Here is a 13,435-nt window from a genome sequence, read left to right on the forward strand (position 1 = left end):
GAGCCTATAAAAGCATCATTGTCATTAGGTTAAGAGTATATCAATTAATCAGCAGATCGGTAGCATTAGCGATAACAAAATGCAGATAGCACAGGGGGAAGGAGTGGACTATGAGTTCTAATCGGCGTTGGCCGATCATCTTTAATGCGATTTGGCTTGTGATAGTCCTAGGTATTTTCACTATAGGATTACCTCCAGACATTGCCACCGTCGGAACTGTGATTGATTTTATCCCACGCTGGTTGTTTGCTTTGCCTCTACTCCTCTTAGTTTTTTGCCGCTTTACGCCAGTTATTGCAGGGCTCTGTATGGCATTGCTCGTTGGTAATTTCGTGTTTATCCAAGATTATCAGCTTGGGCTTTTTAAGCCGGGCAGTACGACTGGGTCTGGAACCGCACCATTGCGTATTATTACCTTCAATTTAGGCTCGTCAGAGGCCGCGGCCAGCAATGCTTATGATGTCTTTGATCACTATTTGGCGGATATCATGGTAGTGCAAGAGGCTGCGGTAAACCCTCTAGAACGTGCGCGTCCAGCTTATGCCCATCTAGAATGCAGTAAACCCTTGTGTGTTATCTCGCGCATGCCCGTGCGCAAAGTCGATGGGCTTAATCGGCGAGCGTATGGCGGTTGGGGGCAGGTGGTTTCTGTGTATGAAACACGAGTTGATGATCGTAAACTCTATATTGCGAATATTCATTTACAAACACCAAGACATGCTATTTCAACATTATTACATTCGCCGCTGAAAAATTGGCAAACGTTTATTGGGTTGTTGGAAGAGCGCGAAATCGAAAACCAAATGATTGCTCAACTACTGCAGCAGTATCAACCTCTGATCGTTGCTGGAGACTTTAATTTAACCCAGCAAAGTTCACTCTATCAGCGTGACTGGGGGCAATACATCAACGCGTTCGCCGCAGCGGGTAGTGGAATAGGGCATACTCGGGTTACACGCTTGGTCGGAGCCAGAATCGATCACGTTCTTTACTCGAATGAGTTCACTGCGGTTAATGCAGAAGTATTAGCAGTATCGGGGAGTGATCATTTACCGGTGATGGCTGAGTTAATCCTTGATTAACTCAGCTTTTTCTTGTGAACAGTCACTCTCACAAGGGATCCACTGCCAATGCAAGGTTGAGCGTTTATCTAACATTAATGCCGCACGTAAACGCAGCAACATAAACGCGCCTTCGCTGGCGGTGCGGCCCAATGGGGTGGCATAGGAATAGTGGATCAAAGCATTTTGCTTGCTCCGCGTTGTAACTTTAATAATGCCGAAATCACCATAGCGATCATGACTTTGTTTTTGGGCGCTCTCAGGAACTAACTGATTAAAAAAGTAATCAGCCCTATTCGCGCTACTTTCGCCATTGAACTCGAACTGATAGGCAACGCTACCCGGACGCTGCAGGAGTGGCGTTGGATTACTCACAGAAGCATATTCCGTTACTTTGGGACTGGGGAACTGCAGGGATGTTGTCATAGGCTCAGCGTCGATATTGACCACATTCACCGACCAGTTGACAGATTGATGCTTGACTAGCATCGCGCCCGTGGTGCTGATTAAACCGATCAATAGCACAGGGATAGCTGTTTGCCCCCATTGTTTGTTGGATAGCGCTGTGAATTCCGCTTCTTTAAGGGGAACTGGTCGCTCCAACTTTCCACCCAAGTAGAAAAGCAACAGAATAAATGGAATAAAAACATACCAACCAAGGGTATTGTGATCCTCCACCATACTGCTTTCCATATTGGTGTAATGCCCAATTAAAATAATCGCAAAGATACGGATCCAATTGGTTATCATAGCGCCAACAGCAGCTATGATAAAAAAGATGATGATGCTCTTGGCTTTGGTGAAATTGAGATAGGTGTACATCAATGATAAGGCCATCGCCGTAATGAAATAGCGCAAACCACTGCAACCTCCGGCAATTTCAAAAGCCCCTACTGCGATATGTACCGTATTGCCTTCAACGTATGTCGCTATGGTCGTCCAGGACATGATTTCGGTAACTGCAACGACTGAAATTTGCTGTAAGACCGGTTGTAACGGCCCCCAAACTGGCGTTATGAACCATATCAAAGCGATAGGAACAATTAAGCCCAGTGATATCCGAAAAAGAGTTAATGCTGCGGCAAAAATAATTAATGGGATAAGAGCTCTGGAAATAAGGGCGATTTGGGCAAATTGAAAGAGCACAAACAACGCTAGAAAGGCGACCAGCGGAATTAGAAATATCGGCTTCCAGCGGAACTCAATATCACCATAACGGCTCGCGTGCCAAAGGAGGTAGACCATGATAAATGGGATCAAATAAGCGTGAGAGTACGTGCCACTGTCAAAGCTGTAACTGGCTAGGTCTGCTATCGCGTGTGGATTAGCAATAAAAAGTATGGCAATTAAGCCGAAAATAATGGCGACGGGTTTAGCCGTATTAAGCAAACTACCTTTCACGATATATCCTTATCAAACACCACTGTAATTTATAACTAGCATTGCCTTTTGGCGTCACCCAAGTGTCAATTCGCTTGGCGTTACAATGCAACTTCTGCGTCTGCGAGTAGAGGCAGTTTTAGTATTCACTGGACTGACAACTGCGTCAAGTTCAACGACGGGTTTGCGCTAAGTAGTCGCATCGCGCCTTCAACACTTAAATGATTATCATCAAAGTACATCATTTTACCGTCAATAACTGCGGAACAAAAATGGGCATTGCAAAACTTCGGCACAGGGTCAACCAACGCAACTTGATCTAGGATCTCGGAACGATTTATTTTCTCTAATATAAACTCATTGCGCTTGTAGTGGTAACCAAGCGGCATCGCCTTATTTGGATCCATTAAGGGGTCGTTCTGGAAAACACTTTTAGGGCTGGTTAATTTGAAAATATGCATCGGAAGTTCTGGAACTGGCAATTGGAGATACACCCGCTTTCCAGCGTTTAGTAGACGTTGGATGATGAGTTTAAGGTCTTGCCAATATTGCTCTGTAACTAGTTCAGGAGCACTTATCTGCTGCTGACCTATTTTGATTGCGGGGGGAGCTCTATTGGGAACTTCAGGAAAATAATTGAGTTGGTTACCAAACAAGAACGAGCTATAGCGGTAACCTAAATACACATGCGTTAAATTATCACTGTTTTCTATGTATGCAAGTACCTGATTTGTCCATTGTGTGCAGCCCAATACGCTACTTTCATAATTGACTGAAGGCGGGCAACCACTAAAGGAAAAATGTTTAACACCTTCGTTGCGTGTTTTTAATAGCATAGCCAGTGCATAGGCGGGCTCAATCGCGTGACTATCGCCAAAAACGGCCCAGCTAATTGTTTCGCCTCCATATTCGCAGGCCTCAGCAGGTTTTATATAATCTAAACCACTGGTATGACAACTATCTCGATATGGACTCGCCATGCCAGCAACGAATTCCGGGGCGTTGATAAAACGCTGCGGAACCCCATTTAGCACATGTCCCGCCAAACCCAAGAAGCACATCAGAGAAAGCGCGACACCTGACCAGCGAAAGATGCGCCTAGCATCAAAACGGGTTTTGTTACGGAAGGGTTTCTCGACATAGTGGTAGCTCCAAATAGACAGAACTAATGTAGCCACGACTGCAACAAGTAGAAGTATCGACTCTGTACTGCCAAAGGTTTTCATTTTGATAAAGGCAAATAGTGGTTGATGCCATAAATAGAGCGAGTATGAAATCAATCCTATGGCAACGAAAAGTTTAGTCGAGAGTAATTTACCGACAAGATTGTTTGGATTGGCCGCAAAAATAACCAAGGCAGTTCCGAGCACTGGAATTATAGTGATGAGACCAGGGTGTGCATCTTGCTTGGTGATAAATAAATAGGCGTAAACTATCATTAATAAGCCAAGGATGCTTAGCACTTGATTGATCCACGCCTTGCTGGCGTAACCTTTATACACTACGTAAATTGCCAGTATAGAGCCGACCAGCAGTTCCCATGCGCGGGTGAAAATTGAGTAAAAACTAAAATCAAATGCGCCGTTGTGCATCAAATACACATTCAAACCGAGCGAGAAGAAGAGAATAGCAGCGATTACCGCAGTAATGACTTTTGCGCCAAATTTCCATAACACCATAAGAAGTAACGGGAAAAAGACATAATATTGCTCCTCCACCGCGAGGCTCCATGTGTGTAATAGTGGTTTTTCCTCCGCGGCTGTTGAAAAATAGCCACTGGTCAAATAGAAATAAAAATTAGATAAAAAGGTTCCAACCGAAACGACACTCTGAGAATAGGCCTTAAACAAAGTGCTTGGCATTAGGATAAGAGCAGCCAAGGTCGTTAGCAGAACAACAACTGATAACGCCGGTAAAATTCGCCGCGCTCGCCGCTCGTAGAAGTTGATAATCGAAAACTTGCCGGCTTGTAGTTCGTTGATCAAGATTGTGGTGATCAGGAACCCGCTGATCACGAAAAAAATGTCAACACCAATAAAGCCGCCAGATAAGTTTTTAAAACCGGCATGAAACAAAACCACAGGGACAACGGCAATAGTTCGTAACCCATCGATCTCAGGGCGATATTTCATATTTCCTTAAACCTTCTATCCAAACAGATCGAGTCATATTCTCAAGGTTATCGTAAACCATTGAGTTTGACCTAGATTTCTGTTTTACAACCGCTATTTCGTGGACATTGTACATTGATATGGCATCATGTAGATAATGTAAAAACGGTGTACCTTATTTTGTCTGCGCAAATCTCTATTATCATGCCTGCGTTTAATGCTGGCGCAACAATTGAAATGGCTCTGTTGAGTATTATACGGCAAGAAGCCGCTCCCTCCTTTGAAGTATTGGTGGTTGATGACAGCAGCACTGATAACACCCAAGAGGTCGTTAAGTCGTTAATGGCAGACTATCCATCGATAAAGCTATTCAGTAATGCGCATACTAAAGGACCTTCAGGCGCTCGCAACACTGGCTTAGACGCCGCCACCGGTGATTTTATCGCGTTTTTAGATTCAGATGACACGTGGTATCCAATGCATCTTAATAGCGCAATGCATGTTTTTACTGAGCACACCGATGCTGATGTCTTGATCCAGAACTTTGATATTTACAGTGACGCAGAAGCAGAGTTCGTGGGTAATTGGTTTGCCAAAAAGCCGAACATATTTCCGACCGCGGAGCAGTCAGCACAGCCATCGAAACTAACAATTAATGTGGTGGAGACGTTATTTTCGAATTCTTTCTTGCATTTGCAAGCGGTGGTCATGCGCAAACCCGATAGCGCAATTCGCTTTGATGAATCGCTTACTCGGGCAGAAGACCGTGACTTTTTTATTCAACGTTTTACCCACAATGACTGTGGTTTGTTTGTTAATCCAACGATTACTGGAACCTACTTTCTGCGCGGTGGGAGTCTTACTGCTAAAGAGCCCGCTGCGTTGATTAAAACCGAGCTTGCTTTGGTTAAGTTCTACGATAAATACTTACACTCAACCGAGCAACCCTCCCAAATTCGCGACATCATCAAGGTTAATAAGGCTGAGTCGTGTTACGAATTGTCTTATTTACATCGTCAGCAAAAAGCACTTGGCAAGGCGATGACACATTCAATTAATGGCTTACGAACGCGTTGGTCTAAAAGACAGTTTGTTGAGTTGTGCAAAGTCTTTGCGTCGTTTTTACGCATTAGTTCATATAGGAAGTCATAGCCAATGCCTGCTGCAATCAATCTATCGGTTATCGTTCCGTTGTATAATTGTGAGGCATATATCGCAGGAACATTACAGTCTGTTTTGACCCATCTACCGCAAGAAAGCACCGAGATATTGGTGGTTGACGACGGCAGTAGCGATAATGGCCCAGCGATTGTGGAACAGTTGGCACATGAGCACGTTAATCTCAAACTGCTAAAAAACACTCAAGGTAAAGGTGTATCGAGCGCACGCAATACAGGGCTTGCACAAGCCATTGGCCAATATATTGCTTTCCTCGATGCAGATGACATTTTGCTCAATGAACAGTCCGCGCGCAAACTAGAGTTCGCGCTCACACATGACGTCAATGTGATCAGCAGCGACTTTGTGCGCTTCACCGACCAACAAGAATCAGCCCAGCAAATATCCAGCCATGGCAATTATGCTGCTAATCCCGATTACGCTGAATATCTGAATAATGGCGATAGTGATAACGTACGCCTAGATGACCCCATTGCGATATTTTTGCAAACAGGATGCTTGATTTGGACTGGCTGCGTGTTTATTAAACGTCAGCACATCTTAGACAGGGGGCTCTGCTTCAATACGGCGTTAAGTAATTCTGAAGATGATGACTTCTGGTATCGAGCCTGTGTGGGGAGTCCCTTTTATTTTTGGAAACACGTTACCACCGGTTACCGCATTCGAGAGAACAGTGCGAGTGCAGATAGACTTAAAAAAGCACGGGGGGTGCTGTCGTTTCGGCGGATGATATGCGCTGACGCTCTTTTTCTTAAATACCAAAACGATGCCCAAACGCGTTATCGCCTAGACTTTGAAAAATTTGCGATTCTGGCGGCGCAGGTCAACGAGAAAGGCACATTTGAGCAAGAGCTAAAGGCATTTAAAGACGTCTACACTCAACCTGGGAGATGGCAATTTTTACTGCTACAAAGAATTAAGTTCTGGGTGCGAGCACACCGCTTCCAGCGCGCTTCAGCGAGATCGAATAATGGAATTTAATCATCTCCTTCGGGGGGCCAGCGTGCGTTCAGTATTGCTGGTGGGTAATATTGTCGTCGGCTTCTTTATGTTGCCATACCTTATCCATAATTTGGGTATGGAAGTTTATGGTTTGTGGCTGATTGTGGGCTCAGTGATCGGGTATTTCGGGATCATGGATTTTGGATTGCAAGCGGCCGCACAACGATTTTTGAGTGCCGCTTATGCGAATCAACAGCGCGATGAAATCAATCGAGCCTTAAATACTAGCATAGTTGCAAACTGCTTGCTGGCACTGATGTTGTTGACTATTGCTGGGGGCGTATATTTAGCCAGTGGTTTATTTTTTGATAATCAAGAATTAAACCAACTGTTTGATATTCTGATCTTGATCATGTCGGTGAAGTTTATTTTAACCATGCCATTGGCAGCCTTCAATGGCGTTGTAACAGCGTTTATAAGACATGATATTGCTGCAAAAATCGAATTGTACAAATTGGTTGGCCGCACTGGACTATTTGTTTATTCAATAGAGAGTGGCTATGGCGTAATAGGCGTCGCTCTTTCAATGCTAACCGCTGAGTTACTAGGAAGTGTGGCAATTGCTATGGTTTCGAAAAGGCTAGATCCAGAGTTGCGTGTGCGTTTCGCAGACTCTTCTCTGTCCGAATTGAAGTCATTCGTAAACTATGGGAAATACAGTTTTATTCTCAACATAGCCAACACCTTTCGTTTTCAGGTAGATAATTTAGTAATAGGTAAGACTATTGGCTTGGAAGCTGTTTCTATCTATGCCGTATCAGTCGCTCTTAATCGTTATCGTGTAAATGCATTTAACGCGTTTGTTGGCATGTTTCAGCCAACATTTACCAAACTTGATACTCTAGGAAATTCTCAATATTTGGCCGAAAAAATTAAGCAAGCGTTTGTTGTTGCACTAATGCTTTCTTGTGTTAGTTCATTGTTTTTTATAACGCTGGGAGAAACACTAATTTTTTATTGGGTGGGCGATGAATTTGCTCTAGCGTATTTTTGTTTGGTTCTGTTTGCTATAAATGCGATTGTTGGTCTTTCTACAATGCCATTGCAGACATATTTAAACGCCACAGCAAAGCATAAAGCAAATGCTTACGTTACACTTGCTGAGGCGATTGTGAACATTCTTTTAAGCATTTACTTGGCATACCAAATCGGAATTGGAGGGGTTGCAATCGGTACAATAGTGCCTGCCATATTGTTGAAGCTCTTCTTCTTAATACCATATTGCTCAAAATTGATGGGAGTGAAGGCGAAATACTTCTATTGGCAGATATGTAAAGCAAGTGCTATCACATATGCTTTTTACTTATTAACAGAGCTCACTCAGTTCAATAATCCGATAAATCAGTTAGCATGGACATACGGAGTGTTTTATTTAGTGTTTTTTCCATGTTATGTATTGGTATTTTTCGCGTTTATTTTTGACAAAAGTTTAAAAGCTTACTTACTGGAAAAAGTAAAATCACTCATTTAAATTGACCTTAATCAGAAGTTTATTATTTCGCTATTGAGGCACGATGCTTATTCTACCTGAGCCAATCGCTGATATTTGGGTAGCTCAGATAATATAAAAGGTTGCGCATTAAGATAACTTTTATTATCCAAATTTGCTTTGTAAGATCTTATAAATTTTAACTACTTTATTGCGCAAACTTGGTTTTATGTCCACCATTTCGTAGTTAAACAGTTCTAGTGATGACCGAGCATAGTCTTGAAAAATTTTTATGTCGTAGTCTTTAAGCTTGCTTTTCCACTCTTCTATTTTTTGACTATTTGGCTTAGATATAGAGTTCTTATGCCATTGCATGCTTTCCTTTGGAACCTCTTTGCGCGCTGATTCATGATAGTTGAGCATCTCAGATTCAAATTCTAAACCAAGAAAATCCGTTATCGATTGTAGAGATTTTTCTGTTTGAGTAACAAGATCCTCATATTTAACCTCTAGGTAATTATTAGGAATCATCGCACCCATTTTATGAGCGATTTCAATATCATGAGCCCAAGTTTTGGCCATGCGAATAATATCTTTGTTGCCCCAAGAGATATTTTGCTGAGATGCAGCAACAGCTCTTCCATCTCTGATGATATGCACGATTTTACAGCTCGGGAATAAGTGCCACAGGCTATCGAGTTTGATGTGATATCCGGGGGTCTTGATGGCCCAAATATCTTTTCCCTTTTTGTTGGCAGCACTTTGCATTGCCTGGCAGAATATCTGTGAGAATGTTTGCGGGCTTGAGCCGTCTTCCCATTGAACATTGTCCAAAATATTTCCCTTTTTGGCATAGGGTTCATTCTTTAAAGCTTCAAAAACTGAGCGCTGTTGCTCAATTTGAATAGGCTCCAAATTATAGTTTTTAGCGACAGATAAGAAATCAAATTCAAATGGAACATGTAATTCAGTGTGAGCGTTTAACATTAGCCTTAGCATCGTAGTCCCAGAGCGTTGAGAACCAACGATAAAGATTGGGGTAGGCTGTTCTGACATTCATGTTTTCCTTACTAGGTTTATGGAGCAGTGTAAAAACTATAGTGTATTTTTCAAAGAGACCAACGACTTTTCTAAATTGATAGAATAACACCAAGTATTCGCTGAGACAGAATACTTCGCTTGTGTTGTTCTAACCAATCTTCAGCGTTAGTACCGAAGGGCATGTTCTTTTGTGCCAAAACCTCATCGGGCGACACTGGTGAAATTTCACTGATTACGATTCCTGCATCGAGCTCATCTATTATACTCGCGGCCGCCCCTTTGCTGCCAAAATTGATGATTCTGGTACCCGACCTCAAATAGTCAAATAATTTGCCAGGTAGGTAACGCTGCATGTCTTTGTTGGTAAATAAAAGTAAAAAGTCGGCGCGATTTAGTGACTTAACAGCAATTGTTTTGGGCACAGGAGGAAGTAATATAACTTCAATTTTCGATTGATATTCTTTCAACTTTGATACGTAAGATTTTTCGATGTGACCGATAAAAACGATGGACAGAGATTTTATTTGCTCCTCAGAGCAATTATTAATCAAGTATTCTAAGTAATCAAAAGGTGGGGTTGCGACACCTAGCCCGCCCACATATAACATTAAAGTTTTCTTGTTCTTTAACTCTTCTAGAAAACTCAATGTTTCATGATCTACTTGAATGTTCTGTGTGTTTCCTGCCAAGTCTTCATCCCAGCCATTATGAATTACTTCATATTTTTCATTGGATTGAGCAAAGCTTGCCTGATGCATTTCAATCATTTCATCAGTCGTCATGATGATTTTGCTAGCGTAGTCAGAAATGATCTGCTCGAACTTTCTCGATAGCGTGGATTTTTGGACAAAATCAAAAGGACAATCGGTCCATTCGTCCCTATAGTCAACGACTAACGGTAGACCCTTTTTAACTGCGTATAAATAAGCAGCAATCACAAAATTAAAGCTTGGACCTGAGGCGAATACCACATCAGGTTGATGCTCATCATTGATTGCATGGTAGTATGCAGCTGCTGCAGCTTGTATTCCACCATCTATATTTGGTAGTAGTGCAAAGATACATTTAAAGTCTAAATTAGATTTTGGTGTAATGTCTGCGGAGTCAGGTAGTAGACTCAACATAAACTCTTCACTGTCACTTAGGTTATCATTGCGAGGGTGTTGGCGCGTGTAGTATTTGCAATCAAATCCATCGTGTTCAATAGCTTTTATTAAAGGTATCAAACGATGTACACCGCCAGACTCAAATGGCGGTAAAAAAGCAGTGAAAAACGCTATTTTCTTGGCTTTTTTTCTAGGCTCCTTAGATGGCGTTGTGCACTTGAAGAATAGCCTGAAATATAAGAGAAAAATCAATCGAAATGTATTAAGCAGGGTTGTGATTTTATCCATGTGCAATGTGACTTATTGGTCTCTTATACTTTTCTTGCATCGATTGTACCGTCCGACCTACGTAAATGCTATGATTCTTGAATAGTAGTAGATTCAATATAACCGTTGAAGATACTGACGCACTCAATTACATTTGCTTTATGTGGATCGTTTTTCCGCAGCAATAACAAGGGAACGTGGATAAGTGAACAAAATACTACTCGTCTTTGGCACTCGGCCAGAAGCAATAAAAATGGCGCCATTGGTTTTAGAGTTAAAAAAATCCGAGCGGCTGGATGTGCGGGTATGTGTGACAGCTCAGCACCGAGAAATGTTAGACCAAGTACTAGACTTGTTTGAAATTAAGCCAGACTATGACTTGGATATTATGAAGCCGGGTCAGGATTTGTATGACATTACTGCCAATGTACTGTTGAACTTAAAACCCGTGTTAGAGGATTATGAACCCGATGTTGTATTAGTACACGGGGATACTTCTACCACGTTTGCAACATCAGTGGCTGCGTTTTATAAGAAAATTAAGATTGGCCATGTGGAAGCCGGGTTACGCACGGGCGACCTCTACAGCCCTTGGCCAGAAGAGGCAAACCGTAAGCTAACCGGAGCGTTGACGAACTATCATTTTGCACCGACAAAAACCTCAGAAAGTGCATTGTTGAAAGAAAACGTTAATCCTGATTCGATTTTGGTGACCGGTAATACTGTGATCGACGCATTGCTTTGGGTAACGCAAAAGATTGCACAGGATGCGGCGTTATCTCAGCAGTTTGCCGAGCGTTTTGATTTCCTCGATGCCAATAAAAAGCTAATTTTGGTCACGGGCCATCGCCGGGAAAGCTTTGGCGGTGGATTTGAGCGCATTTGTGAATCATTAAAGGCACTCTCAGCGCGAGATGATGTGCAGATTGTTTATCCTGTTCACCTTAACCCTAACGTTCAGGAGCCGGTTAAGCGGATCTTGGGCGAGGCTAATAATGTGCGCTTAATCGCGCCGCAAGATTATTTGCCCTTTGTGTACCTGATGACTCGCGCGCACATTATTTTGACGGATTCTGGTGGTATTCAAGAGGAAGCACCATCGTTAGGTAAACCCGTACTCTGTATGCGTGATACTACGGAACGCCCAGAGGCGGTAGAAGCGGGTACGGTTAAATTAGTCGGCACCGACACAGATAAAATAGTCACGTTGGCCAATCAATTATTGGATGATCAACAGGCCTATGAAACAATGAGCTATTCGCACAACCCCTATGGTGATGGGAAAGCCTGCGAACGCATTAGAACGTATTTAGAGGAACTATAAATGAGTAAAGGGTTTAGTCGTGTTGCAGTAATCGGTCTTGGCTATATCGGCTTACCAACCGCTGCGATTATCGCTTCGCGTGGTTTAGATGTGGTGGGTGTCGACGTATCAGAGCATGCGGTAAATACCATTAATCAAGGCAAGATCCACATCGTCGAACCTGATTTGGATATGGTGGTTCAGGCTGCGGTAACTACCGGTAAGCTGAAAGCGACGTTAGAGCCAGAGGAAGCGGATGTCTTTATCATTGCGGTTCCGACGCCATTTAAAGAAGGCCATACGCCTGATTTGTCATATATAGAAGCGGCTTGTAAAGCGATTTCTCCGGTGATCAAAAAAGGCGATTTGGTGATCTTAGAATCAACATCACCGGTTGGGGCAACCGAGCAGGTCGCCAAATGGCTTAGCGAAATGCGCCCAGACCTGACCAATCCATTAAACAGCGCTGGTGAAGCTGACCTTTCAATCGCGCATTGCCCTGAGCGTGTACTACCTGGGCGCGTGTTAGAAGAGTTAGTATCCAACGATCGTATTATTGGGGGGATCAGCCCGGCGTGTTCTGAGAAAGCCTTAGCACTTTATAAGACCTTTGTGCGTGGTGAGTGTTTGTTAACGAATGCACGAACGGCCGAGATGGCGAAATTAACTGAGAATGCCTTCCGCGACGTGAACATTGCTTTCGCCAATGAACTATCGATTATCTGTGATGAGCTAAAAATTAACGTTTGGGAGCTGATCTCGTTGGCTAATCGCCACCCACGGGTGAACATTCTCAATCCGGGCCCAGGCGTAGGCGGCCATTGTATCGCCGTTGATCCTTGGTTTATCGTGGATAGTGCTCCTGATACTGCGCGTATTATTCGCACCGCACGTGAAATTAACGATGGTAAGCCAGGTTATGTTAAACGTCAGGTTGCTGCGGCTGCGGACGAATTTAAACGCCCTGTTATTGGGTGTCTCGGGCTCGCTTTTAAAGCCAATATTGATGACTTGCGCGAAAGTCCGGCCCTTGCCATTACCAATGATCTCGCTGAACAGGGCATTGGCGAAATTTTAGCGGTTGAACCGAATATCTCGGCTTTGCCCAAAGGAGTCTCGGATAAAGTCACTCTGACCTCATTACATGATGCACTAGATCGTTGTAATGTCATTGTGGTGCTGGTTGATCATGATGAGTTTAAAGCCATGCCAATCGAGGTTATTAAGAACAAGATAGTGATTGATACACGCGGTATCGTGTAATCTTTTATTCTTTTCTAAGATTCTACAACGGTGCTCATGCACCGTTTTTTTTGCTCTGAAACTAAAGTGTAAAGATTTTTGGGGGAGAGGTCAGTACCATAATCGAAACTAAAACTTATGAAATGAGACGCAAGGTAAGAGTTTGCTACTAGAGCTACCAAAAATATGAGAAAGAAAACTAATATGGGTATATTTTAGTCATTAAGTAATTCATGAAATTTTTACTTTTTTTCGTCCATGATGGTTTATCACTCATTGATTCTATCGTTATTTAACCATGTTTCAGCTTTCAG

10 protein-coding genes are annotated in these 13,435 nt (G+C 42.9%); 6 read left to right on the forward strand and 4 right to left on the reverse strand.

What is annotated here, in order from left to right; all coding sequences use genetic code 11:
• Nucleotides 1–110: 110 nt before the first annotated feature.
• Nucleotides 111–1,082, forward strand: a complete 972-nt coding sequence (locus AC121Z_RS04340) for an endonuclease/exonuclease/phosphatase family protein (protein ID WP_498126981.1) — start codon at nt 111–113, stop codon at nt 1,080–1,082.
• On the opposite strand, the gene xrt is transcribed toward AC121Z_RS04340, so the two are convergent.
• Entirely contained in the window at nt 1,068–2,462 is a 1,395-nt protein-coding gene (gene xrt, locus AC121Z_RS04345; protein ID WP_498126983.1) for an exosortase, read from the reverse strand. The genes AC121Z_RS04340 and xrt overlap by 15 nt on opposite strands.
• Nucleotides 2,463–2,587: 125 nt before the next feature.
• Nucleotides 2,588–4,573, reverse strand: coding sequence for an acyltransferase family protein (locus AC121Z_RS04350; RefSeq protein WP_498126985.1), 1,986 nt, complete (start codon nt 4,571–4,573; stop codon nt 2,588–2,590).
• 159 nt (nt 4,574–4,732) lie between these two features.
• Between AC121Z_RS04350 and AC121Z_RS04355 the strand changes: the two genes are divergently transcribed.
• Genes AC121Z_RS04355 through AC121Z_RS04365 form a run of 3 tightly spaced genes read left to right on the forward strand, consistent with a single transcriptional unit; the run spans nt 4,733 to nt 8,204 of the window.
• Nucleotides 4,733–5,704, forward strand: a complete 972-nt coding sequence (locus AC121Z_RS04355; protein ID WP_498126987.1) for a glycosyltransferase family 2 protein — start codon at nt 4,733–4,735, stop codon at nt 5,702–5,704.
• A gap of 3 nt (nt 5,705–5,707) precedes the next feature.
• Nucleotides 5,708–6,712 carry a glycosyltransferase family 2 protein gene (locus AC121Z_RS04360; RefSeq protein ID WP_498126989.1) on the forward strand — a complete coding sequence of 335 codons (1,005 nt, stop codon included), beginning with the start codon at nt 5,708–5,710 and terminating at the stop codon, nt 6,710–6,712.
• Entirely contained in the window at nt 6,702–8,204 is a 1,503-nt protein-coding gene (locus tag AC121Z_RS04365) for a lipopolysaccharide biosynthesis protein (protein ID WP_498126991.1), read from the forward strand. The genes AC121Z_RS04360 and AC121Z_RS04365 overlap by 11 nt, the downstream gene beginning before the upstream one ends.
• Before the next feature lie 123 nt (nt 8,205–8,327).
• Here AC121Z_RS04365 and AC121Z_RS04370 read toward each other — a convergent pair whose 3' ends face one another.
• Both AC121Z_RS04370 and AC121Z_RS04375 read right to left on the reverse strand, forming a co-directional pair.
• Nucleotides 8,328–9,218: a sulfotransferase family protein gene (locus tag AC121Z_RS04370; RefSeq protein WP_498126992.1), complete on the reverse strand. Its 891-nt coding sequence runs from the start codon at nt 9,216–9,218 to the stop codon at nt 8,328–8,330.
• A 74-nt stretch (nt 9,219–9,292) separates the two neighbouring features.
• A complete protein-coding gene (locus tag AC121Z_RS04375; protein WP_498126994.1) occupies nt 9,293–10,597 on the reverse strand; it encodes a glycosyltransferase in 1,305 nt (434 codons plus the stop codon).
• 184 nt (nt 10,598–10,781) lie between these two features.
• On the opposite strand from AC121Z_RS04375, the gene wecB reads away from it, so the two are divergent.
• Nucleotides 10,782–11,900, forward strand: a complete 1,119-nt coding sequence (gene wecB, locus AC121Z_RS04380; protein ID WP_498126996.1) for a non-hydrolyzing UDP-N-acetylglucosamine 2-epimerase — start codon at nt 10,782–10,784, stop codon at nt 11,898–11,900.
• Nucleotides 11,901–13,142, forward strand: coding sequence for a UDP-N-acetyl-D-mannosamine dehydrogenase (gene wecC, locus AC121Z_RS04385; RefSeq protein ID WP_498126998.1), 1,242 nt, complete (start codon nt 11,901–11,903; stop codon nt 13,140–13,142).
• Nucleotides 13,143–13,435 lie beyond the last annotated feature (293 nt).

The organism is Alteromonas sp. DYW1 (assembly GCF_059752595.1).